The sequence below is a fragment of the Sulfitobacter sp. 1A12056 genome (genome assembly GCF_043558125.1).
Classification (GTDB): domain Bacteria; phylum Pseudomonadota; class Alphaproteobacteria; order Rhodobacterales; family Rhodobacteraceae; genus Sulfitobacter; species Sulfitobacter faviae.
Genome location: NZ_JBIFFY010000001.1, coordinates 585969 through 609167 on the forward strand (window position 1 = coordinate 585969; position 23199 = coordinate 609167).

The window sequence follows — 23199 nt, forward strand, 5'->3', positions numbered from 1 at the left end:
TGTGGCCTGTATTGCCCATTGAAACTCACCCATAAGGACTTGGCCAATACAGCAGCCGTTTTTGAAACGACAGCGGCACAATGCGGCCGAAATGATTACCAAATCATTAATACGGCAGGCGGTTAAGGAATTCGTCATGCTTTCGCTGAAGTGGTTAACGCGTGAGCCAAGGGATCCGCCGGGCCGAGGGGGCGGGGGCTTGCCCCTCGCGGGGGTTTCGCCGTAAGGCAGGACATGACCGCCCTTGCAAGGAACGCGCCGATGATCAGGTCCATGACAGGTTTCGCCTCTGCCTCCGGCGCTTTGGAGGGTTGGAGCTGGTCTTGGGAGCTGCGCGCGGTCAATGGCAAAGGGCTCGACCTGCGGCTGCGCGTGCCCGATTGGGTCGAGGGGCTTGAGGCCGCCCTGCGCAAGCAGATTTCGGCGGAGGTGGCGCGGGGCAATATCACCTGCAACCTGCGCATCTCCTCGGCTGAGAGTGACGGCAGCTTGCAGATCAACGAGGCGCGTGTCGACACGCTGCTGACCGCCCTGCATGAGATCGAGGCCCGTGCGATGGATGCCGGGGTATCGCTGGCGCCCTCACAGGCGAGCGACATTCTTTCCATGCGCGGTGTGTTGGAACAGGCCGATCAGGCACAGGACATCGACGCGCTGCGCGCCGCTTTGCTGGCGGAAGTGCCGACCCTGCTGCATGATTTCAACGAGATGCGCGCGCAGGAAGGCGCGGCGCTGGCCGGTGTAATGCAAGAGCAGTTGACCGAGGTCGAAAACCGCGCCGCCGAAGCCGCCGCTTTGGCCGAGGCCCGGAAGGAAGAGACCGCTGCCCAGTTGCGCCGCAACCTTGCGCGCGTGCTCGACAACAGTGAGGGCGCGGATGCGGACCGGGTGGCGCAGGAGCTGGCCTTGATCGCGGTCAAGGCCGATGTCACCGAAGAGATCGACCGCCTTGCCGCCCATGTCGCCGCCGCGCGTGCGCTGATCGGGCAGGGCGGGCCGGTGGGGCGCAAGCTGGATTTCCTGATGCAGGAGTTCAACCGCGAAGCCAACACGCTCTGCTCCAAGGCGCAGAGCACCGAATTGACGACTGTCGGTCTGGCCCTGAAGGCGGTGATCGACCAAATGCGCGAACAAGTGCAAAATGTGGAGTAAGACGTGACAAACCCAAGCCGACGCGGCCTTCTGATCATCCTCAGTTCCCCCTCCGGGGCGGGCAAATCGACCATGGCCCGCGCCCTGCGCGCATGGGATCCGACGATCAACTTCTCGGTCTCCGCCACCACCCGCGCCCCCCGACCGGGCGAGGAGGATGGCAAGGATTACCGCTTTGTCGGCGAAGAGGAGTTCCGGCAGGCCGTGGCCGAGGGAGAAATGCTGGAACACGCACATGTCTTTGGCAACTTCTACGGCTCCCCCAAGGCCCCCGTGCAGGCGGCGATTGACGAGGGGCAGGACATTCTTTTCGACATCGACTGGCAGGGCGCACAGCAGATCCGCAACTCCGACCTGAACACGCACACGCTGTCGATCTTCTTGCTGCCGCCCTCGATCACCGAGTTGAAGCGCCGTTTGGAAAGCCGGGGCCAAGACGATGCCGAGACGATTGCCAAGCGCATGGGCAAAAGCTGGGATGAGATCAGCCATTGGGACGGCTATGACTTCGTGCTCGTAAACGACGATCTCGACCAGACCGAGGCGCGGCTGAAATCGATCATCACCGCCGCCCGGCTGCGGCTGAGCCAACAACCCGCCATCAAGGATCACGTTCGCCGTCTGCAATCCGAATTCGAGGAATTGAAATGACCCTCTACGCCCTCGCCGATGCCCGCCCCGAAGTCTCCCCCGATGCATGGGTCGCCCCTGATGCGAATGTCATCGGTAAGGTGACGCTCGGCCCCGAAGCCTCAGTTTGGTTTGGCAGCACCCTGCGCGGCGACAATGAGATGATCACCGTGGGCCGCGGCAGCAATGTGCAAGAGAACTGCGTCTTTCACACCGATATGGGCTATCCGCTGACCGTGGGCGAGGATTGCACCATCGGTCATAAGGTCATGCTGCACGGCTGCACCATCGGCGACAACAGCTTGATCGGCATGGGGGCCACGGTGCTGAACGGGGCGAAGATCGGCAAGAACTGCCTGATCGGGGCAGGGGCGCTGATCACCGAGAACAAGGTGATCCCCGATGGGTCGCTCGTCATGGGCGTGCCGGGCAAAGTTGTGCGTGAGCTTGACGCGCAGGCGATCCAACAGTTGACCGCGAGCGCCAAACACTATGCCGAGAACGCCGCGCGCTTCCGCCGCGATCTTGAACCGCTCTGACGTGGGCAGCACCGCCGTAACCCTTTCCGATGTGGTGGCGGCGCTGCCGCTGCCAAGCGTGGCCATCAATGCCGAAGAGCGGATCACCGTTCTGAACGCGCCCGCCGAGGATCTGCTGGGCAAGGGGCTGCTGGGCCGCCATTTCGTCACCGCGCTGCGCCAGCCGGGGCTGGTCGAAGCGGTCGAACGCTGTCTTGCGGGCGCGGGCCCCTGCCAAGCGCGCTTTACCAGCACCGGCGGCGAACATGGCACCACCTATGACGTAAGCCTGCGCCCGGTGGGCGACCACGGGATTGTCCTGCTCAGTTTCAACGATGTGACGGAGATGGCGCAGGCAGGCCAGATGCGCCGCGATTTCGTGGCCAATGTAAGCCATGAGTTGCGCACTCCGCTTACCGCGCTCATCGGCTTCATTGAGACGCTGCAAGGCCCGGCACGCGATGATACGGCGGCGCGCGAGCGGTTTCTGGGAATCATGGCGCAAGAGGCAGAGCGGATGAACCGGCTGGTGGGAGAGCTTTTGTCCCTCAGCCGGGTCGAGGCCGAAGAGCGCGTGCGCCCCGAGGCGCCGATCGATGTGCGCGACCTGCTGCGCGGCACCCTGCGCAACCTCGCGCCGCTGGCGGTCGACAGCAATGTGACACTGGCACCGACCTTGGGGGATGCGCCCGCCCTTGTGCTGGGCGATGCGGATCAGTTGGTGCAGGTCTTTACCAATCTCATCGAGAACGCGATCAAATATGGCGGGCGCGACAACCGGGTTGAGATTTCGGTCAAACGCACGGCCCATGACCCGGCGATGCGCGGCCCTGCGGTCTATGTCAGTGTACGCGACCACGGTCCCGGGATCGACGCGATTCACCTGCCGCGGCTGACCGAAAGGTTCTACCGGGTCGACAGCCACCGCAGCCGTGCGCTTGGCGGAACGGGACTGGGTTTGGCTATCGTCAAACACATCATGAACCGTCACCGCGGGCGGCTCAAGATCACCAGCACCCCCGGCGAAGGGGCCGAATTCCGCGTGATTCTGCCGATGAAACCGGGTTCTGACTGATTTTTGCAGAAATTTGGTGATTCAGGCCGACTGTCATGAAACTGTAACGTTGCTGTCACAAAAGCACAGCACCGCCTTCATAGACGGGGCGCAGATCACCATGGGGTGGTCACCAATTCGCATCTGACAGGAGATATCATGTCACTCGCAAAACTCACCACTTCCGCCCTGGCGATTGCCGCCGTATCTGCAACCGCTGCTGCCGCGCGTGACCAAGTACAGGTTGCCGGTTCCTCGACCGTGCTGCCCTATGCCTCCATCGTCGCCGAAGCCTTTGGCGAAAACTTTGACTTCCCGACACCGGTCGTGGAATCGGGCGGCTCCTCGGCTGGCCTCAAGCGCTTCTGCGAAGGCGTGGGCGAGAACACCATCGACGTGGCAAACGCCTCCCGCCAGATCAAAGACGCCGAAGTGGCGGCCTGTGCCGAAAACGGCGTGACCGACATCATCGAAGTGCGCATCGGCTATGACGGCATCGTTTTCGCCTCCGACATCAATGGCGAGACCTTCGAGTTCACGCCGGTCGATTGGTACAAAGCCCTCTCCGCCAAAGTTGTCGTCGATGGCGAAGTGACCGAGAACCCCTATACCACATGGGATCAGGTCAACCCCGACTTCCCCGCCCAGCCGATCCAAGCCTTCATCCCCGGCACCAAACACGGCACGCGCGAAGTGTTTGAAGACAAAGTGATCCTCGCGGGCTGCGAAGAAACCGGTGATTTCGAAGCCTTCCTCGAAGCCGCGGATGGCGACAAGAAAGCCGCTGAGAAAGAGTGCATCAGCCTGCGCACCGACGGCAAGTCCGTGGACATCGACGGCGACTACACCGAGACGCTGGCGCGCATCGAAAGCAACCAAGACGGCATCGGCGTCTTCGGTCTGGCCTTCTACGAGAACAACACCGACAAGCTGCAAGTTGCCACCATGGGCGGCGTCGAGCCAACCACCGAGAGCATCGCCTCGGGTGACTACCCCGTGTCGCGCCCGCTGTTCTTCTACGTCAAGAAAGCCCACATCGGCGTGATCCCCGGCCTGAAAGAATACGCTGAATTCTTCGTCGCCGACGAAGTTGCCGGCCCCGACGGCCCGCTGGCCGAATACGGTCTGGTCTCCGACCCTGAACTGGCCGACACCCAGTCCGTGGTTGCGGATGAGACCGTGATGGGCAGCGGCTCCTAAGCCTTTACCCTTATCGCCGGGGGCGGGTGACTGCCCCCGGTTTTTCGCTTTTTGATCCACCGGGGGACATGTGGGACAAATACTGACAACAGGCGCGGTGCTGCCGCTGGTCATCCTGATCGCGGCCCTGGCACTGGGCGGGTATTTCCTTGCGCGGCGTCGGGCTTTGGCCTCTGCCCAAGGCGACAGCCGCAAGCTGCATTCGCTGCCAAGCTACTACGGCTATAATGCAGTGATGAGCGTGGCGGTGCCCGCGCTTTTGGTTTTGGGCATCTGGCTGCTGGTTCAGCCGATGCTGGTGCAATCTTCGGTGGTTGATATGATCCCCGCCGAGGCTGTGCCCGAAGGCTCCTCCGTCAATCTGATCATGAGCGATGTGCGTCGTCTGGCTGATGGGCTGGACGCGGCCGTCTCTTCCGGCGCGCTCAGCGCGGCAGATGCGACCGATCTTTCCGCCGCCGATGACCTGCGCGCATGGCTGGGCGAACAGGGCGTTGCCTTGGGTGCCGAGATCAGCCCCGAGGTGCTGCAAGCCGCGCAGGCTTACCGCGAGATGACGGCGACGGGCAATTTCTGGCGCAACATCATCGTGGCGCTGATCGCCTTGGCCGGGCTGGCCATGGTCTACCGCGAAACCGATGCCACCTTCCGCGCCCGCAACCGGGTCGAAGGGGGCGTGAAGGCGCTGCTGATCCTCGCGGCGTCGCTCGCGATCCTGACCACCGTTGGCATTGTGTTGTCGATGCTTTTCGAGACGATTAATTTCTTCAACCTGCACCCCTGGACCGACTTCTTCTTCGGCTCTTCCTGGGCACCGAACTTCCGCGGCGACAGTGACCTGTCGATCCTGCCGCTGCTTTGGGGGACGCTATATATCTCGCTCATCGCGCTGCTGGTGGCCGTGCCCATCGGGCTTTTCGCCGCGATTTACCTGAGCGAATATGCAGGCCCAAAGGTACGCGCCACGGCCAAGCCGCTGCTCGAAATCCTCGCAGGCATCCCCACAATCGTCTACGGCCTTTTCGCACTGCTGACGGTGGGGCCGTTCCTCGTCCAAGTCTTCGGGCGTGGGGAAGAGGGGCTTCTGGGCGTCGATTGGATGTCGGGGGCGACCTCGGTCCTGACCGCCGGGCTGGTCATGGGCATCATGTTGATCCCCTTCGTCTCCTCCCTGTCGGACGACATCATCAACGCGGTGCCGCAGTCGCTGCGCGACGGTTCTTTCGGCTTGGGCGCGACCCAGTCCGAGACGATCCGCCAAGTGGTCATGCCTGCGGCGCTGCCGGGCATCGTCGGCGCCGTCTTGCTCGCCGCCAGCCGCGCCATCGGTGAGACCATGATCGTGGTGCTGGGGGCAGGGGCCATCGCTCGCATCTCGGCCAATCCGCTGGAAGCCATGACCACCATCACCACCCGCATCGTCAGCCAGTTGACCGGGGACAGCGATTTCGCCAGCCCCGAGACGCTGGTGGCCTTCGCCCTTGGCCTGACCCTCTTCGTCCTGACCTTGGGCCTGAACGTGCTGGCCCTCTACATCGTGCGCAAATACCGGGAGCAGTACGAATGAGCGATATCCCCAACCCCGCAGCCCCCATCGCAGACCCGCGCGGAGCCTCTCTGCTGGTCCAAGACGGGCGCACCAAACGCCGCAACGCTTCCGAGGGCCGTTTCAAGCTCTATGGCATCATTGCCATCGTCATCGGCCTCTTGATGCTGCTGACGCTGCTCTTCACCATCATCTCCCGCGGGACCGGCGCGTTTCAGCAGACCTATGTGACGCTTTCCGTGCCGTTGCTGGAAGACAAGCTCGACAAGAACGGCAACCGCGATCTGGAAGACATCAAGAAGGTCTCGACCTTCGGATATTCGCCCCTGCTGAAAGCTGCCTTTGAAAACAAGATCGAAGCGGGCGAGGTCGAGAGCGATCTCAAGCCCAAGGCGATGGCCGATATCCTGTCGAAAGACGCCGCCGCCCAGTTGCGCAACTACGTCTTGGCCAACCCCGAGCTGATCGGCACGAATGCCGAATTCGAGTTCCTGACCAACAGCCGTGTCGATGGCTACCTCAAGGGCCGCGTGACCCGCGAAAGCATCGCCAATGACAAGAACATCAGCGCCGAGCAGCTTGATCTGGTCGATGCGTTGATCGCCGACGGCAGCATCGAAAAGCGTTTCAACCTCGACTTCATCACAGGCGCCGACGCCTCTGACGCGCGGCCCGAAGCGGCGGGCATGGGGGTGTCGATGATCGGCTCTTTCGCGATGATGCTGGTGGTGCTGGTGCTGGCGCTGCCCATCGGGGTCGCCGCGTCGATCTACCTCGAAGAATTCGCGCCGAAGAACTGGATCACCGATATCATCGAAGTGAACATCTCGAACCTCGCTGCGGTGCCTTCGATCGTCTTTGGTATCCTCGGCCTTGCGGTCTTCATCAACTATATGCACCTGCCGAACTCGGCCCCGCTGGTGGGCGGTCTGGTGCTGACACTGATGACCCTGCCGACGATCATCATCTCGACCCGCGCCTCGCTCAAATCGGTGCCGCCCTCGATCCGCGACGCGGCGCTTGGGGTAGGGGCCTCGAAGATGCAATCGGTGTTCCACCATGTGCTGCCTCTCGCCGCTCCGGGCATCCTTACGGGGACCATCATCGGGCTGGCCCAAGCGCTTGGCGAAACAGCACCTTTGCTGCTGATCGGCATGGTCGGCTTCATCGCCTCCAACCCGCCGGAAAGCATCGCCGAAGGGTTGATGTCGCCGAACTCCGCCATGCCGGCCCAGATCTATGAATGGGCCAAACGCGCCGACCCGGCCTTCTACGAACGTGCTTGGGGCGGTATCATCATCTTGCTGGTGTTCCTGATCACGATGAATGCCATTGCCGTGCTGCTGCGCCGCCGCTTTGAGCGTCGCTGGTAAACCAAGGACGGGACCATGAAAGACAACAGATATTCGGAGAGTGACGTGACAACCCAACCCGTCAAGATCGCGGCCCGCAAAGTGCAGGTCTACTACGGTGACAGCCACGCCATTCGCGACGTGGACATCGACATCAACGACAAAACCGTGACCGCCTTTATCGGCCCTTCGGGCTGCGGCAAATCGACTTTTCTGCGTTGTATCAATAGGATGAACGACACAATTGATGTGGCCCGCGTGACCGGCGACATCCGTATCGATGGCGAAGACATCTATGACAAACGGGTCGACCCGGTGCAGCTGCGCGCCAAAGTGGGTATGGTTTTTCAAAAACCGAACCCCTTTCCAAAGTCGATCTACGACAACGTGGCCTACGGCCCCCGCATCCACGGGCTGGCCCGCAATAAGGCCGACCTCGACGATATCGTCGAACAGGCCCTGCGCCGGGGCGCGATCTGGAACGAGGTGAAGGACCGTCTGCACGCACCGGGCACCGGCCTCTCGGGCGGCCAACAGCAGCGTCTGTGCATCGCCCGCGCCGTGGCAACAGAGCCCGAAGTGCTCTTGATGGACGAACCATGCTCGGCCCTCGACCCCATCGCCACCGCGCAAGTCGAGGAATTGATTGACGAATTGCGGCAGAACTACTCCGTCGTGATCGTCACGCACTCCATGCAACAGGCCGCGCGGGTGAGCCAGAAAACCGCCTTTTTCCACCTCGGCAACCTTGTGGAATTTGGCGACACCGACGACATCTTCACGCGGCCCCAAGATCCGCGCACCGAAAGCTACATCACCGGCCGTATTGGATAATATCATGTCAGATCAACACATTGCATCAGCATTCGACCGCGATCTGGAGGCCGTTCAGGCGCAGATCCTCAAAATGGGCGGGCTGGTCGAAGATGCCATTCGCCGCGGCGCGCAATCGCTCGAAACCCGCGACGAAGAGCTCGCCAATGAGGTGCGGGCAGGGGACAAGGCCATCGACGGGCTGGAAGAGCAAATCAACGAAAGCGCCGCCCGCGTCATCGCGCTGCGCGCGCCCACAGCGATCGACCTGCGTCTGACGCTGAGCGTCATCAAGATTAGCGCCAACCTCGAACGTATTGGCGACTATGCAAAAAACATGGCCAAGCGCACCAGCGTCCTGAACCAGATGGAGCCTGTCAGCGACAGCACCGGCGCGATCCGCCGCATGGCTGGCGCGGTTGAGGCGATGCTGAAAGACGCGCTCGACGCCTATATCCAGCGCGACGCGGATCTTGCGCGGGATGTGATCACCCGCGACGAAGATGTCGACCAGATGTATAATGCGCTCTTCCGCGAATTCCTCACCTTCATGATGGAAGACCCGCGCAGCATCACCGCCTGTATGCATCTGCATTTCATCGCCAAAAACGTCGAACGTATGGGTGACCATGTGACCGCCATCGCCGAACAGGTTGTCTATCTGGTGACCGGTGAGACGCCCGAGGACGACCGGCCCAAGGCCGACCGCACTTCGATCACCACGAAGGACTGAGACGATGGACGTCACACGACCGCAAGTTCTGCTGGTAGAAGATGAACCCGCGCAACGTGAGGTGCTGGCCTATAACCTCGAAGCCGAAGGCTTTGAGGTGCGCCGGGCCGAAGACGGCGAAGAAGCCATGCTTCTGGTCTCAGAGGCTGCGCCGGATTTGGTGATCCTCGATTGGATGATGCCTTTGATGAGCGGCATCGAAGTTTGCCGCCAACTCAAATCGCGCGAGGCGACGCGGCACATTCCAGTCATCATGCTCTCCGCGCGCTCTGAGGAAGTGGATACCGTGCGGGGGCTCGAAACCGGCGCGGACGACTATGTGATCAAGCCGTACAACCTGCGCGAACTCATGGCCCGTGTGCGCACGCAGCTGCGCCGCACACGTCCCGCAGCGGCAGGCGCGCTGCTGAGCTTTGACGACATCCAGCTTGACCCGGAGCGTCACCGCGTGAGCCGCGCGGGCAACGAGCTGAAACTGGGACCGACAGAGTATCGGCTGCTGACGACGCTGCTGGAAAAACCCGGGCGCGTGTTCAGCCGCGATCAACTGCTCGACCACGTTTGGGGCCGCGACATCTATGTCGATACCCGCACGGTGGACGTTCATATCGCGCGACTGCGCAAAGCATTGACGCGCGAAGGTGGCGGAGACCCGATCCGAACCGTGCGCGGCGCGGGTTATGCCTTGGGTTAAACTCTTCTAGCGCTTCTCAGGAACCGTTTTATTTACATAATACTGATTATCAGTTTCACATATCACCATGCCAGCCCTGTTGTTGCGATTTTCTCGCCACAGTAGCACCGCAATGCCACCTGACGCTGGACAGCGCCAGTTTTGCTCCGTTAACACTATCTAGATGATTTAATGTGAGTGATTATGGCGTCTGTACTTATCTTGAACGGCCCGAACCTGAACCTTCTGGGCACGCGACAGCCTGAGGTCTATGGCAAGACCACCTTGGCGGATGTTGAGGCGCTCTGTGCCGAGGAAACCGCGCGGCTGGGTCTGGAGATGGAGTTTGCGCAGTCGAACCACGAAGGCAGCCTGATCGATCTGATCCACGCGGCCCGCGGCCAACATGCTGGTATCATTCTGAATGCCGGCGCCTATACCCATACCTCCATCGCGCTGATGGACGCCATCGCCTCTGTCGGACTGCCGGTGGTCGAAGTGCATCTGAGCAATATTCACGCGCGCGAGAGTTTCCGCCACACGTCTTATATCGCGCCTGTGGCCCTTGGACAGATCTGCGGCTTTGGCGTTCATGGCTATGTTCTGGCAATCCAAGCCCTTCAACGTCATATCGTAAGCTGATGATTTTGCGCGACTATCTGCATCAGATCGCGCATAGCCCGACAATCGAAGCACTCTGGGATGCCCATACGCGACAGATGGCAGACTATGGGTTCGACCGGCTGATCTACGGCTTTACGCGCTACCGCACACCGACCTCTTTGGGCGACCCGGCGGATTTCGTGATTTTGAGCAATCAAAGCGCGGAATACCTCAACGGCTACCTGCACAGCGGGCTCTACTTCAATGCGCCGATGCTGCGTTGGGCACTCAACAACGAAGGCGCTTGTAGCTGGGGCACCTTGGCGGAGATCACGCAGCGCGATGGCCTGTCGGAGACCGAAAAACGGGTGATCGACTTCAACGCCAGCATGGATGTGACGGCGGGCTATACGATCAGCTTCCGCTCGATCTCGGCCCGGTCCAAGGGGGCGATTGCGCTAACGGCGCGCCGTGGCCTGTCTCAGGATGAGGTGGATGCGATTTGGGCCACGCATGGCGCGGACATTCAGCTGATGAATGAAATTGCGCATCTGAAAATTCTCTCCCTGCCCTATAGCAGCCCCAACCGCAGCCTCACGCGGCGTCAACTGGAGGTGCTGCAATGGGTCGGAGATGGCAAGACTACACAGGATATCGCCCTGCTGATGGGCCTGACGGCGCCTACGGTCGAAAAACACCTGCGCCTCGCACGGGAGGCTTTGTCGGTCGAAACGACGGCCCAGGCGGTGCTGAAAGCAGCCTTTGCCAACCAGATGTTCGTGATGGATCCGTAATATATTAGGGTATGGAATACCTTACTGGCACCTCAGGTAGTAGATGGCCATGGTCCGCCAGTATCGCGGGTGTTCGCACCTGCGGTACGACGGGCCTTAAATCCTTGTAATACCAAGGCGCTTTTTGGCTCGCCGGTCTCAGTCAGGTTTATTTTTCGCCTGGCTGACCGGATCCTTCCCCTGCCCCATCCAGAACCTGCCCTGATACTTCGAGCCGTCGTTTTTATCGGCGTCGCTATCGATGAATGCCCACGAAAAAGGGCGGCGCATCGGAATGCACCGCCCCATATTCTTCAGGTCGAGAAGGCTTAGCCTTTCGCGGCTTTCGCCACTTCTGCTGCGAAGTCTTCTTTGACGACTTCGATGCCTTCGCCAACTTCCAGACGCACGAAACCGGTGATGGTCGCACCCGCTTCTTCAGCGGCCTTGCCGACGGTCAGGTCAGGGTTCACGACGAAGGACTGGTTCACCAGTGTCACTTCGGACATGTACTTCTGCATGCGGCCAGTGATCATTTTCTCGATCACGGCTTCGGGCTTGCCGCTTTCGCGGGCGATGTCCATCTGAACCTGCTTTTCTTTCTCGACCACGGCTGGGTCCAGATCAGCTTCGGAGAGCGACGCGGGGTTCACAGCAGCGATGTGCATCGCGATCTGCTTGCCCAGTTCCTCGTTGCCACCGGTCATGGCGACCAGAACGCCGATTTTGCCCATGCCGGGTGCGGCGGCGTTGTGGACGTAGGAGACGACGGTCTCGCCTTCGATGCTCTGCATGCGGCGCAGAGACATGTTCTCGCCGATTTTGGCGATGGCGTCTGTCAGGGTGGTTTCAACGGATTTGCCGTCGATCTCAGCCGCTTTCAGCGCTTCGACATCGTCCACTTTCAGCGCGGCATCGGCGATGTTGCTGACCATGGATTGGAATTCAGCGTTCTTGCCCACGAAGTCGGTTTCGGAGTTCACCTCAACCGCGACACCGTGACCGCCTTCGACCTTAACGGCCACGAGACCTTCGGCAGCGGTACGGCCGGATTTCTTCGCCGCTTTGGCCAGACCTTTGGTGCGCAGCCAGTCGACAGCGGCTTCCATGTCGCCGTCGTTTTCTGTCAGTGCCTTCTTGGCGTCCATCATGCCTGCGCCGGTGCTGTCGCGCAGTTCCTTGACCATGGATGCTGTGATTGCCATCTCTTGGTTCTCCTTTGGAAATCGGGTGCAGGCCCAAGGCCCGCCTCTGGTGGAAATCGGGGCAGGTTACCCTGCCCCGTGTTTCAGGTCCGTGACGCTTAGCCTTCGGCTTTGGCGACGGTCTCTTTCTTGGATTCGATGTCCAGAGGCGCATCTTTGCCCATGGCATCGTCGTGCAGAGTCTCTTCGGACGCGTTGCCGATTTCGACGCCGGTGCTCTCTTCGCTCACGGCTTCTTCTTCGGGAGCTTCTTCCATGGCGCCCAGATCAACGCCTGCCGCACCCAGCTGAGCCGACATGCCGTCGAGAGCAGCACGCGATGCCAGATCGCAGTAGAGCGCGATGGCGCGGGCCGCGTCGTCGTTGCCGGGGATGATGTAATCAACACCGTCGGGCGAGCAGTTGGTATCAACCACGGCCACAACCGGGATGCCCAGCTTGTTGGCTTCTGCAATGGCCAGCGACTCTTTCTTCACGTCGATGACGAAGAGCAGGTCAGGACGGCCGCCCATTTCGCGGATACCGCCCAGCGACGCTTCAAGCTTCGCTTGGTCGCGTTCCATGCCAAGACGCTCTTTCTTGGTCAGGCCTTCGAAACCGCGCTCGGACTGTTCGTCGATGTTTTTCAGACGGTTGATCGACTGCGAAACGGTCTGCCAGTTGGTCAGCGTACCGCCGAGCCAACGGTGGTTCATGTAGTACTGTGCGCATTTCTCTGCGGCGTCGGCGATCGGCTGTGCGGCCTGACGCTTGGTGCCAACGAAGAGAACGCTGCCGCCCTTGGCGACGGTGTCACGGATCACTTTCAACGCTTCGTCCAGCATGGGGACGGTCTGTGTGAGGTCCATGATGTGGATGCCGTTGCGCGCGCCGTAGATATACGGGCCCATGCGGGGGTTCCAGCGCTGTGTCTGGTGACCAAAGTGTACGCCTGCTTCGAGCAGTTGGCGCATGGAGAACTCAGGAAGAGCCATGTCTTTATACCTTTCCGGTTTAGCCTCATCGGGGGTATGACAGCCTCATGCTGCCAACCGGCGGACGATCTGGGATTTCTCCCCAAAAGGCCCAACCCCGACTGCGGGTTCAAGTGGGGCGCATATAGGCCAGCGCGCGGCGCAGCGCAAGGGGCTTATTGCAGGCGCGGCCCGCCATCAGCACCTGTCTGAGCATGGCCCGCGCGCACAATCGCTTCGCAGCGTTGCGCCAGCGCCTTGCGCCCGGTGAACTCGGCCACGGGCAGCGGCGGGTGATAGACCACCTCAACCGCGCCCTGCCGGGCCGCGGCCAGCGTCGTTAGCAGATGCGCGCCAAAGGACATATCCCCCCACCAGCCATAAAACCGCGGATCTTCACCCTGCGGCGCGTGGTAGATGACGCTGACGGGCTGCACCGCGATCTCATCCCGCAAGGCAGGGTCAAAGAAGGCCTCGAACAGCGTGGTCTTGAAGGGAAGCACTTGAAGCCCGTCGGTGCTGGTGCCCTCGGGGAAAAACAGCAGCTTATGCCCGGCCAAGAGGCGCGTCCGGAACACCTCTGTCTGGGTGCGCGCCTCGGCCCGGTCGCGGCGGATAAAGACGGTACCCGTCGCCCGTGCCAGCCAGCCGATGCCGGGCCAGCCCGCCACCTCGGATTTAGAGACGAAGTAGATCCGTTTGGCCGCATTCAGCGCAAAAATATCGAGCCATGAGGTATGGTTGGCCACCACCGCGCCGCGCCGTTCCATCGGGGTGCCGCGGCGGATAAAGCGCATGCCCAGCACCCAGAACGCCGTGCGGCATACCATCTGCGTGATATGGGGGGTGATGGGCCGATGCAGGCCAAAAATTGGCCGCTCGATCAAGCGCAGCAGCAGCAAGACCAGCAAGCCGCCGAAAACCAAAAGCGCCAAGACCGCGCCGCGGAGCATGACGCGCAGCATCCCTGCAAGGGTCAAACGCCGCTCTGGCGGCGGCTGGTCGCTGTCCCAAGTCGTGCTCATGCAGCGCTCCCGTTATAGAACCGCATCTGCCGCGCGCTCATCTGTTTCGTATCAAGGATCAGGCAAACATCCGTGGTGTTGAAGGCGCGGTCGATATAGGCCCCCTCGCCCACGGTGCCCCCCAACCGAAGGTAGGCTTTGATCAAGCTCGGCACCGCCAGCATGGCCTTGCGCCGGTCCAACTCGGGCTCGGGGATCAGGTCCATGGGCGCATATTCGCGCGCGCGGACCCGCAGTTCGGGCGGCGCCAAATGCCGGTGATGCAAAAGCGAAAGCGGCTCGGCCAGAGCCGCGGTGTCGGTGCCATGAAAGCTCGCCACGCCAAAGAGAACCTCGATCTCATATTCGGCAACATAGCCTGCTAGCGCGGCCCAAAGGTGGTGCATCGCCGTGCCACCGCGATAAGCGGGGTCAAGGCAAGAGCGCCCCAATTCCAACAGCTTACGACCCGACTGGACAAGCGGCGCTAGATCGTACTCCGCCGCCGAATAGAAGCCCCCTGCCCGCGCGGCCATATCGCCCCGCATCACCCGGTAGACGCCCGCCAATTTACCGCTGCGCCGGTCGGTCAAAAGCAGGTGGTCAAAGTAGGGATCGAACCGGTCCCGCTCCAACCCGGCGGCATGATCGACCATCGGCCCACCGCCGCCCAACTCCCGCACGAAAACGTCGTACCGCAGCCGCTGTGCCGCCTGCACATCGGCCTCCGTCTGCGCTAATCTGACCTGAAAATCTGCTGCTAAGCCCCGCGGCATCGGCCAATCCTATGCCCGAAATGAAAGTCTCCGCCTGATAGGCAATCGGTAGCGCGGGCGCAACAGTTGCGAGGAAAGCGGAAATCGGCTACTCTCCCTATGGTTGCTTTAAGAAAATTTTCTGCCACCATTAAGGATTTGGAAAGGGTCATCCCTCATCAAAGACCGGCATTAATTCCAAACGAAAGCTGTCTATGACCACTTTGCCTTGGTCGCGAAAGTTGACCGTCACCTTGCCGCCGATATTGCTTTGCACCTGCCCCGTGCCCCATTCGGGATGCTGCGGATGCATCACCAACATGCCCGGCGTCAGCAGCGCGTTCAGATCATCCATGCCATTTCCAATCATTCCAAGGGGCCACCATGGGCCAGCTTAGCATCGACCTGCCCGCCCTGATCGGCAGCCGCATTTGCCACGACTTGATATCGCCAATCGGGGCCATCAACAACGGGCTTGAATTGCTTCAGATGGCGGGCACCGGGGCCGCCCCGGGGCCTGAGCTTGCCTTGATCGGCCAAAGCGTCGAAAGCGCTTCGGCCCGGATCCGCTTTTTCCGCATCGCCTTTGGGGCTGCGGGCGATCAGACCATGGGTCAGAACGAGGTGACTTCGATCCTACGTGATCTCTATGCCGCCTCGCGGGTTGAGGTTGATTGGCAGGTTACAAGCTCCCAATCACGCAACAGCGTGCGGATGGCCTTCCTCGCGCTGCTCTGTATCGAAACGGCCCTGCACCACGGCGGGCGGATCACCATCGCCGAAGGGGCAGGCCATTGGTCCCTACTGGCCGAGGCTGACAAAATCGCGATAGACCCTGAACTTTGGGCGCTGCTGACACAGCCCGGGCCGGACCGGCCGCTACAGCCCGCGCAGGTTCAATTCGCGCTTTTGCCAATTCTGGCCGAAGCACAGGGGAAAGAAATCACGCTCGACAACAGCGATACGGCACTGACCCTGTCTTTCTGACGGTCAGCCGCGCACAGTCCCCTCGCCACGCACGAGGTATTTGAAACTCGTCAACTGCGCCGCGCCAACGGGGCCGCGGGCATGAAGCTTGCCCGTGGCGATGCCGATCTCTGCGCCCATGCCGAACTCTCCCCCATCCGCGAATTGGGTCGAGGCGTTATGCATCAGGATCGCGGAATCCAGCCCAATGAAGAACGCCGCAGCGGTCTCCGCATTCTCGGTCAGGATGCAATCGGTATGCCCCGATCCATACTCGCGAATATGCGCCATCGCAGCGTCCAGACCGGGGACGACCCGCGCCGCGACGATCATATCGAGGTATTCTTGCCCCCAATCCGCATCGCTGGCCGGGACCGTGCCGGGGACATCCTGCAAGGCCGTATCGGCGCGCACTTCGACGCCTGCGTCGATCAGCGCCCGGATCACGCCATTGCCAATGGTCTTGGCGACATCCTCATGGATCAAAAGACATTCCGCCGCGCCGCAGATGCCCGTCCGCCGTGTCTTGGCGTTCAGCACGACCTTCAAGGCTTTTTCGGGGTCCGCCTCGGCGTCGATATAGATGTGCACGATGCCTTCCAGATGGGCAAAGACCGGCACCCGCGCCTCACGCTGGACCAAGCCGACGAGCCCCTTGCCGCCGCGCGGCACGATCACGTCGATGGTATCCGTCATCGTCAGCATCTCACGCACCGCCGCCCGGTCGCGCGTCGGCACCAACTGCACCGCGTCTTCGGGCATGCCCGCATCGCGCAGCCCCTGTTGCAGACAGGCGTGGATGGCGCGCGATGAATGAAAGCTTTCCGACCCGCCGCGCAGGATCACGGCATTGCCCGCTTTGAGACAAAGCGCGCCGGCATCCGCCGTCACATTGGGGCGCGATTCATAGATCACGCCGATCACGCCAAGCGGCGTGCGCACGCGCTGGATGTTAAGGCCCGAGGGCTGGTCCCATTCAGCGATCACCTCGCCCACCGGATCGACCTGTTCCGCGACCGACCGCAGCCCGTCGACCATGCCGCGAATGCGCTCTTCGTTCAGCATCAGCCGGTCCATCATGGCATCCGACAGCCCCTTGTCGCGGCCAAAGGCGAGGTCTTGCTCATTGGCGGCAATGATCTCGGCCCGGTTTTTCCAGACCGCATCGGCAGCGCTGATCAGGGCGGCGTGTTTCCTCTCGGCCGTGGCGGTTGCCAGTTGCGCTGCCGCTGCACGGGCGCGGGCGCCGATATCGGCCATCAGCTCGGAGATATTCTCGATTTCGTTCATAGCCTTATGCCCCTATCTTCACCTTCGCCTAAAGCGCCATATCGTCCCGATGGATCAAAGCCGCCCGCCCGGGATAACCCAAAAGCGCCTCGATCTCCGCGCTCTTGCGGCCTTTGATCTGCCCGATCTCCCCCGCCGAATAGCGGCTGAGACCATGACCCACCGCATGACCGGCGGGGTCATACATGGCGATGCTATCGCCCCGTTCAAAACGCCCCTCAACGGCGGTCACCCCGGCCGGCAAAAGGGATGTGCCCCGCGCCAAAGCCGCCACGGCTCCGGCGTCCAAGGTCACCGCCCCGCGCGGTTTCATCGCCGCAATCCACCGTTTCCGTGCGGCCTGCGGATCACTCTGCGCGCTGAACCAAGTGGCATTCGCCCCACTTTCGAGCGCGGTGAGCGGGCGCATGACGAACCCATCGGTGATCGCCATCGCACAGCCCGCCGTTGTCGCCGTGCGCGCGGCCATCAGCTTGGTTTTCATGCCACCTTTGGACAGGCCCGACCCGGCATCACCGGCCATCGCCTCGATCTCGGGCGTGATGCTCTCGATCACATCATAGCGTTTCGCGGTCGGGTCCTGTGAGGGGTTGGCACTGTAGAAACCATCCACATCGGAGAGCAAAATCAACTGATCCGCGCCCACCGTCACCGCGATCTGCGCGGCGAGACGGTCATTGTCGCCAAAGCGGATTTCGTCGGTCGCGATCGTGTCATTCTCATTCACGATGGGCACGACGCCGAGCGAGAGCAGTTGCTCCAAGGTCGCGCGGCTGTTGAGGTAGCGCCGGCGGTTGGCGCTGTCTTCCAACGTTACCAGCACCTGCGCCGTGGTGATCCCATGGGGGGCCAGCACCTCTTCATAGGCCCGGGCAAGGCGGATTTGCCCCACCGCCGCGGCGGCCTGCGCCTGTTCCAGCGCCAAGACGGTCGGCGGAAGGCCCAGAACACCCCGGCCAAGCGCGATGGAGCCCGAGGATACCAGCACAACATCGCAGCCTAAGCCCTTGAGCCACAAGACATCTTGCGCCAATCCAGTCAGCCAATCCCGGCGCAGATTGCCGCTATCGCGGTCCACCAGAAGGGCGGAGCCGATCTTGATGACGACGCGGCGGGCGGTGCTTAGGGTTGCCAAGGTGTCTCTTCCTCGGTGCTGCGAAAACGCAGGCGGTCATCGTCGATGTTCTGGCGCAAAGTTCGCAACACTTCGGTCACGCCTTCACCCGCGACGCTGGACATCATCATCACGTCAGCGCCTGAGGCTTTTTCCAATTCTTTCAAACGACTTGCGCGCTCTTCCTCATCCAGTGCGTCAACTTTGTTCAACACGGTGACGCGCGGTTTTTCCGCCAGATCGCCGCCATAGGCTTCCAGCTCTCCAATGATGGTGTGGTAATCCTCGGCCACGGTTTCCGAGGTGCCGTCGATCAAGTGCAACAACACCGCGCAACGCTCTACGTGGCCTAGGAAAAGGTCACCCAACCCGCGCCCTTCGGAGGCACCTTCGATAAGGCCGGGAATGTCCGCCACGACGAATTCAGTGTTATCGACGCCGACGACCCCAAGGTTCGGGTGCAGCGTGGTGAAAGGGTAATCGGCAATCTTGGGCCGCGCGTTCGACGTGGTCGCGAGGAAGGTCGACTTGCCCGCGTTAGGCAGGCCCAAAAGCCCCACGTCGGCAATCAGCTTGAGCCGCAGCCAGAGCGTCCGCTCCACCCCTTCTTGCCCGGGGTTCGAGCGGCGGGGGGCTTGGTTGGTGGCGGATTTGAAATGCAAGTTGCCCCAGCCGCCATTACCGCCGCGCGCAAGCTGCACGCGCTGGCCAAGCTCGGTCAGATCGGCGATCACGGTTTCCTGATCCTCATCAAGGATCTCCGTGCCCACGGGCACCCGCAGGATGATATCCTCACCGTCCTTACCGGTGCGCTGTTTGCCCATGCCGGGCTGGCCGTTCTTGGCAAAGAAGTGTTGCTGATAGCGAAAGTCGATCAGCGTGTTCAGCCCATCGACCGCCTCGGCCCAGACCGAGCCGCCGGTGCCGCCGTCGCCGCCATCCGGGCCGCCATATTCGATGTATTTCTCACGCCGGAACGACACACAGCCGCCGCCCCCGGCACCGGATCGGATGTAGACTTTGCAGAGGTCGAGAAACTTCATGGTCTTGCCTTTCAGGCACGGGAAACGGAGCTACAGCTTGCGGCTATAGGTCCATGTGGGTACGGCAGCATCGCGGGCCAAGCAATAGGTTTCCGCGTCGCCGAGATAGACAAAGCCCGCATTGGTCAGCACCTTGGCCGAGGCCGGGTTGTCATGGAAAACAGAGGCAAAAAGCGCGTCATTGCCCAAGGGGTTGGCGTTTACCAAAGCCTGCACCGCGTCAGAGGCAAGATGCGTGTTCCAGAACGCCGGTGCCACCCAATAGCCGATTTCGGATTGGTTGCGGTCCAGCCGGGTGAGGGAGATCACGCCCATCACCTCGGAACTGTCCGCCCGGGTGCCATCCATGACCCAGACGTCTTCTTCACGGTCATCGGACATGGCGCGGGTGACATAGGCCTCGACACTGCCGGGCGGCAGCGGATGCGGGATTGAGGATGTGGCATTGGCGACCCGCGGGTCGCTGGCATACATCTCAATCATACCCATGTCGGACCGGCGCACCGGACGCAGGTCAAACCGCTCAGTCTCAATAAGGGGTTGGTTCACAATCGCTTCCAACTGCATCGTCATGTTCCTCCTCCGAACAGACTGGATTGGGGGCCTTTGGCCAGACGGGCCGCCCCTGCCCCGATCGCGCGTAACCCGCGCGCCGAGGCGTTGACACATTCGACATATTCCTCCCTGCCGAATGTAACGACTTTATCAAAATTCAGCCGCGGTCCGCAAAGAGCGGAGAAACGGCCCGGCAGGCCAATGGGCCCTGAACTGGAAACTAAAAACATCGGGGGTCTTTCCGAAAAAGAAAAAGGGACCGGCGGTATCGCCGATCCCTGATTTTTTCAAACCCTTTGGGGTACGGCTTATTCAGCGGCCTCCGCGCGTGGCAGAACCGAAATGAACGTGCGGTTTTTCAGACCTTTGTGGAAGGTCACAGCGCCGTCGACGGTTGCAAAGATCGTGTGATCCTTGCCCATGCCAACGCCTTCGGCAGGCCAAAACTTGGTGCCGCGCTGACGCACGATGATGTTGCCGGGGATGACGGCTTCGCCGCCGTATTTTTTCACGCCAAGGCGACGACCAGCTGAGTCGCGCCCGTTACGGGATGAACCGCCTGCTTTTTTATGTGCCATCTCGGTCTCTCCTTAGCCTTTGGTCTTTTCTTTGGCCTGTTCGACCCAGCCTTCACGCTGGATACGGCCTTTGAAAGACAGTTTCTCGTCAACTTCAGCGATATCCGCTTCGGTCCATGCTGCGATTTGAGCGAAGGAGGTGATGCCCGCTTCGTGCAGCTTTTTCTCAAGTGCAGGGCCAACGCCGCTCAGCGCCTTCAGGTCGTCCGCGCCGGCTTCCGACATCTGGTCGGCTTTCTCGGCTTTCGGAGCGGCCTTGGTGGCTTTCGCCTTCTTGGCCTTCTTGATCTGCGCAGCCTCATCGGTCTTGCCGGTGATGGCAGCCACGGCGGCGGCGCTTACGGAACCGGTGCCGACAGCTTCGGATACGCCCGACTTCTCTGCGCCGGAGGCGAGAATGTCGGTGATCTTGACCAGCGTCAGCTTCTGACGGTGACCCTTGGTGCGCTTGGAAGAGTGCTTCCGGCGGCGCTTGACGAAGTTGATGACCTTTTCGCCCTTGATCTGATCGACGACTTCGGCCTGAACGCCTGCGTCCTTGACCGTGGGCGCGCCGAGCACGGGGCTGTCGCCGCCCAGCATCAGAACTTCGTTGAACTGGACCGTTTCGCCAGCATTGGCCGCAATACGTTCAACGCGCAGCATATCGCCTGCTTGAACCTTGTATTGCTTGCCGCCTGTCTTGATGACCGCAAACATGCGTCTTCCTTTTCTGTCATCCGCGTTCTGTGGCCCCCGCTTGGGAGTTTGTGGATGGCTTTCCGGCCAAGCCGCCTCGAACAGCGCGCCCATGGGGCGTCATTAAAAAACAATCCCGAAAACGGATTACCCGCCGGGATGCGGGCTTATCTTCGGAATGGCGGGGCAAGTCAAGTAGGTTTTCTTGGCCCTGCCCCGTGGGCCTGTCATAGGCTTTCGGCCACCATATTCAGCGCCAGCGCACGCCCTAGCCCGTAAGAGATATCCTCATAGGCCCGACCGAACCCGTCGAAAAGCCCGAGGTTGAGCGCCCGGCCCGCCGGTGTCTCGGCAAAGGCCGCATATTGCGCGATTTCGGCGTTGCTCAAAGGGTGATAGGCCAGCAGCATATAGGCGTGCAACCAGACGGAGGTGTCTTCGGTCACCGCATCCAGATCGGCGCCAACATCGGCCAAGAGGTCTTCATCACTGTCCTCCAGCGTGCCGCCATCGCGCATGCCGCGGAGGAATTGGAAATTGCTGTTGAGTGCCGTGCCGACATTGCGGTCGATCATATCGGAAGCGTCGATCAACCGGCGGATCAAAGTCACCCGGGGATCACCGTCTCCCGCCAGCACCCCATAGTTTGCCCGCGCAATCTGCTCGACTTCAGGCTCGGCGATGGCGGCGCGGGCGGCATTCTCCAACCCGACGACCCGGCGCCCCAGTTCGGTGGAATAGAAGGCGATCGTCTTTTCGACCTCCTCCGCCGTCATCGTCTCTTCCAAGGCGCGGCGGACCATTTCGACCATACGCTCGGGATCGTGGATGCTTTCGACCTGCATCTGCCAGGCTGGGCCGCCCTGCCCGCCCAGCATGTCTTGGTTCAGCACCTCCGCATGGGCCTGCCCTTCGTTGCCGAGGATCACCGCCGCTTGGCGAAGCTCCAACAGATCGACCAGCACAGTCATCCGCGCATCGGCCCAAGCGGGCAGCGCCAGAAGCCACAAAAGCGGCGCGAAAACCCAAGCCCGCATCAGATGTCCTGACTGGGCTGCATGGCCGCAAGCCGCGCGGCCACGGCCTCAAACCGGTTGGCCATGATCTCATATTGAACGGCGTTCATCAGCGTATAGACTTGCTGCATCTTGGGATGCTCCAACGCCTCGGCATAGGCGGCAAGGTCTTCGTCCGAGAAGGATTGATAGGTATAGGCGGCGTTGGCCAATGCGTTAGCGGCGATCTGCGCGCCCAGCTCATCCGCCTGCGCCCGCATCGCCTCGCGCAGGTCCGGCTCTTCCATCTGCAATTCGATCACCCCGGCCGCCGCGGCGGCCATCAGGAAACGAATCTGCACCTCTTGAATGGCCCGGACCGAGATTTCTTCGACATCGCTGGCCACGTTCAAACGCCGCAGGGTCTCCAACCGGGGGGAGCCGATCCGCTCAAGCCCCGCGATGATGGCGGCACCGCTCTCGGCCTTCAGCCCGTCATCCTCAGCCATATGCGCTTTGTTCTCGACCGCCACCAAACGCTGGCCCAGATCGGAGGCATAGAATCCGGCGGCATGATCCAACAGGTCATCGCTGAGCGTCTCGGCAAGGATATCCATCGCCATGTCGTGCATCAACTCGGTGTCAAAGACATCGCGCACCAGCCGCGACCACTCCGAGCCGAAATCCTCGCTTTGCAGCCCTAACATCTCAGGCGCGGAATCGGCGGACAGGCGAATGCTCTCCAACGCCACGTCAAAGCCGGTCACTTCCAAGAACCGCTCCAACGCGCCGCGATCCGCCGCCCGCAGCGGCAGGGCAAGCGCGACGAGCAGCATCAACGCCATGACAAAGGGGGCTGCAATCATACGGTTTTGGCGAAACATGGGCGGTCCTTTCGCAGAATTCTGCCTTTAGACTTAGGCTCTACCAGCCTCGGCGCAATGAAAATCCCCAAACTTTCAATTGATGCGCAAAACCCCTCTTGCCACTGCTGGAAAAGGCGACTAAACGGACCC

General features: G+C 61.4%; 26 protein-coding genes. 13 read left to right on the forward strand and 13 right to left on the reverse strand.

What is annotated here, in order from left to right:
- Nucleotides 1-273 precede the first annotated feature (273 nt).
- The 12 genes from ACGYLD_RS02895 to ACGYLD_RS02950 all read left to right on the forward strand — a co-directional run bounded on the left by ACGYLD_RS02895 (nucleotide 274) and on the right by ACGYLD_RS02950 (nucleotide 11068).
- Nucleotides 274-1152 (forward strand): YicC/YloC family endoribonuclease, encoded by an 879-nt coding sequence (locus ACGYLD_RS02895; protein ID WP_394401069.1) that lies wholly within the window; start codon nucleotides 274-276, stop codon nucleotides 1150-1152.
- Between the two features lie 3 nt (nucleotides 1153-1155).
- Nucleotides 1156-1803: a guanylate kinase gene (gene gmk, locus ACGYLD_RS02900; protein WP_394401072.1), complete on the forward strand. Its 648-nt coding sequence runs from the start codon at nucleotides 1156-1158 to the stop codon at nucleotides 1801-1803.
- Complete coding sequence (locus ACGYLD_RS02905; protein ID WP_271691305.1) at nucleotides 1800-2321, forward strand: gamma carbonic anhydrase family protein; 522 nt, start codon at nucleotides 1800-1802, stop codon at nucleotides 2319-2321. Before gmk ends, ACGYLD_RS02905 begins: the two co-directional genes overlap by 4 nt.
- Nucleotides 2308-3375, forward strand: coding sequence for an ATP-binding protein (locus ACGYLD_RS02910; protein WP_271691304.1), 1068 nt, complete (start codon nucleotides 2308-2310; stop codon nucleotides 3373-3375). The genes ACGYLD_RS02905 and ACGYLD_RS02910 overlap by 14 nt, the downstream gene beginning before the upstream one ends.
- A gap of 138 nt (nucleotides 3376-3513) precedes the next feature.
- On the forward strand, nucleotides 3514-4554 hold the full coding sequence (locus tag ACGYLD_RS02915; protein ID WP_271691303.1) for a substrate-binding domain-containing protein: 1041 nt from the start codon (nucleotides 3514-3516) through the stop codon (nucleotides 4552-4554).
- Between the two features lie 70 nt (nucleotides 4555-4624).
- Nucleotides 4625-6121, forward strand: a complete 1497-nt coding sequence (pstC, locus tag ACGYLD_RS02920; protein WP_394401077.1) for a phosphate ABC transporter permease subunit PstC — start codon at nucleotides 4625-4627, stop codon at nucleotides 6119-6121.
- Nucleotides 6118-7473 (forward strand): phosphate ABC transporter permease PstA, encoded by a 1356-nt coding sequence (pstA, locus tag ACGYLD_RS02925; RefSeq protein ID WP_271691302.1) that lies wholly within the window; start codon nucleotides 6118-6120, stop codon nucleotides 7471-7473. Before pstC ends, pstA begins: the two co-directional genes overlap by 4 nt.
- A gap of 15 nt (nucleotides 7474-7488) precedes the next feature.
- On the forward strand, nucleotides 7489-8286 hold the full coding sequence (pstB, locus tag ACGYLD_RS02930) for a phosphate ABC transporter ATP-binding protein PstB (protein WP_271691301.1): 798 nt from the start codon (nucleotides 7489-7491) through the stop codon (nucleotides 8284-8286).
- 4 nt (nucleotides 8287-8290) lie between these two features.
- Nucleotides 8291-8998 carry a phosphate signaling complex protein PhoU gene (gene phoU / locus ACGYLD_RS02935; RefSeq protein ID WP_209217798.1) on the forward strand — a complete coding sequence of 236 codons (708 nt, stop codon included), beginning with the start codon at nucleotides 8291-8293 and terminating at the stop codon, nucleotides 8996-8998.
- 4 nt (nucleotides 8999-9002) lie between these two features.
- A complete protein-coding gene (gene phoB, locus ACGYLD_RS02940) occupies nucleotides 9003-9692 on the forward strand; it encodes a phosphate regulon transcriptional regulator PhoB (RefSeq protein WP_067266767.1) in 690 nt (229 codons plus the stop codon).
- A gap of 183 nt (nucleotides 9693-9875) precedes the next feature.
- Complete coding sequence (aroQ, locus tag ACGYLD_RS02945; protein ID WP_271691299.1) at nucleotides 9876-10313, forward strand: type II 3-dehydroquinate dehydratase; 438 nt, start codon at nucleotides 9876-9878, stop codon at nucleotides 10311-10313.
- Complete coding sequence (locus ACGYLD_RS02950) at nucleotides 10313-11068, forward strand: LuxR family transcriptional regulator (protein WP_271691298.1); 756 nt, start codon at nucleotides 10313-10315, stop codon at nucleotides 11066-11068. Before aroQ ends, ACGYLD_RS02950 begins: the two co-directional genes overlap by 1 nt.
- Before the next feature lie 308 nt (nucleotides 11069-11376).
- On the opposite strand, the gene tsf is transcribed toward ACGYLD_RS02950, so the two are convergent.
- The 5 genes from tsf to ACGYLD_RS02975 all read right to left on the reverse strand — a co-directional run bounded on the left by tsf (nucleotide 11377) and on the right by ACGYLD_RS02975 (nucleotide 15319).
- The gene (tsf, locus tag ACGYLD_RS02955) at nucleotides 11377-12252 is read right to left on the reverse strand and encodes a translation elongation factor Ts (protein ID WP_067262078.1); all 876 of its coding nucleotides are present in this window, start codon (nucleotides 12250-12252) and stop codon (nucleotides 11377-11379) included.
- 98 nt (nucleotides 12253-12350) lie between these two features.
- Nucleotides 12351-13226, reverse strand: a complete 876-nt coding sequence (gene rpsB, locus ACGYLD_RS02960; protein ID WP_067262080.1) for a 30S ribosomal protein S2 — start codon at nucleotides 13224-13226, stop codon at nucleotides 12351-12353.
- A gap of 155 nt (nucleotides 13227-13381) precedes the next feature.
- Nucleotides 13382-14230, reverse strand: a complete 849-nt coding sequence (locus ACGYLD_RS02965; RefSeq protein WP_271691297.1) for a 1-acyl-sn-glycerol-3-phosphate acyltransferase — start codon at nucleotides 14228-14230, stop codon at nucleotides 13382-13384.
- A complete protein-coding gene (locus tag ACGYLD_RS02970; protein WP_271691296.1) occupies nucleotides 14227-14985 on the reverse strand; it encodes a GNAT family N-acetyltransferase in 759 nt (252 codons plus the stop codon). The genes ACGYLD_RS02965 and ACGYLD_RS02970 overlap by 4 nt, the downstream gene beginning before the upstream one ends.
- A gap of 148 nt (nucleotides 14986-15133) precedes the next feature.
- Nucleotides 15134-15319 (reverse strand): DUF3553 domain-containing protein, encoded by a 186-nt coding sequence (locus tag ACGYLD_RS02975; protein WP_067262087.1) that lies wholly within the window; start codon nucleotides 15317-15319, stop codon nucleotides 15134-15136.
- A gap of 29 nt (nucleotides 15320-15348) precedes the next feature.
- On the opposite strand from ACGYLD_RS02975, the gene ACGYLD_RS02980 reads away from it, so the two are divergent.
- Nucleotides 15349-15951 carry a histidine phosphotransferase family protein gene (locus tag ACGYLD_RS02980; protein ID WP_271691295.1) on the forward strand — a complete coding sequence of 201 codons (603 nt, stop codon included), beginning with the start codon at nucleotides 15349-15351 and terminating at the stop codon, nucleotides 15949-15951.
- Between the two features lie 3 nt (nucleotides 15952-15954).
- On the opposite strand, the gene ACGYLD_RS02985 is transcribed toward ACGYLD_RS02980, so the two are convergent.
- From ACGYLD_RS02985 to ACGYLD_RS03020, 8 genes are all read right to left on the reverse strand, one after another.
- The gene (locus tag ACGYLD_RS02985; RefSeq protein WP_271691294.1) at nucleotides 15955-17220 is read right to left on the reverse strand and encodes a glutamate-5-semialdehyde dehydrogenase; all 1266 of its coding nucleotides are present in this window, start codon (nucleotides 17218-17220) and stop codon (nucleotides 15955-15957) included.
- A gap of 28 nt (nucleotides 17221-17248) precedes the next feature.
- Nucleotides 17249-18355 carry a glutamate 5-kinase gene (proB, locus tag ACGYLD_RS02990; RefSeq protein ID WP_271693770.1) on the reverse strand — a complete coding sequence of 369 codons (1107 nt, stop codon included), beginning with the start codon at nucleotides 18353-18355 and terminating at the stop codon, nucleotides 17249-17251.
- Nucleotides 18343-19377, reverse strand: a complete 1035-nt coding sequence (gene obgE, locus ACGYLD_RS02995) for a GTPase ObgE (protein WP_271693769.1) — start codon at nucleotides 19375-19377, stop codon at nucleotides 18343-18345. The genes proB and obgE overlap by 13 nt, the downstream gene beginning before the upstream one ends.
- 30 nt (nucleotides 19378-19407) lie before the next feature.
- On the reverse strand, nucleotides 19408-19944 hold the full coding sequence (locus ACGYLD_RS03000) for a GNAT family N-acetyltransferase (protein WP_067262104.1): 537 nt from the start codon (nucleotides 19942-19944) through the stop codon (nucleotides 19408-19410).
- Between the two features lie 296 nt (nucleotides 19945-20240).
- On the reverse strand, nucleotides 20241-20510 hold the full coding sequence (gene rpmA, locus ACGYLD_RS03005; protein WP_067262095.1) for a 50S ribosomal protein L27: 270 nt from the start codon (nucleotides 20508-20510) through the stop codon (nucleotides 20241-20243).
- Between the two features lie 12 nt (nucleotides 20511-20522).
- Entirely contained in the window at nucleotides 20523-21209 is a 687-nt protein-coding gene (locus ACGYLD_RS03010) for a 50S ribosomal protein L21 (protein WP_067262097.1), read from the reverse strand.
- 206 nt (nucleotides 21210-21415) lie between these two features.
- Entirely contained in the window at nucleotides 21416-22225 is an 810-nt protein-coding gene (locus ACGYLD_RS03015) for a DUF2059 domain-containing protein (RefSeq protein WP_394401085.1), read from the reverse strand.
- Nucleotides 22225-23067, reverse strand: coding sequence for a DUF2059 domain-containing protein (locus tag ACGYLD_RS03020; protein ID WP_394401088.1), 843 nt, complete (start codon nucleotides 23065-23067; stop codon nucleotides 22225-22227). Before ACGYLD_RS03020 ends, ACGYLD_RS03015 begins: the two co-directional genes overlap by 1 nt.
- Nucleotides 23068-23199: the final 132 nt, after the last annotated feature.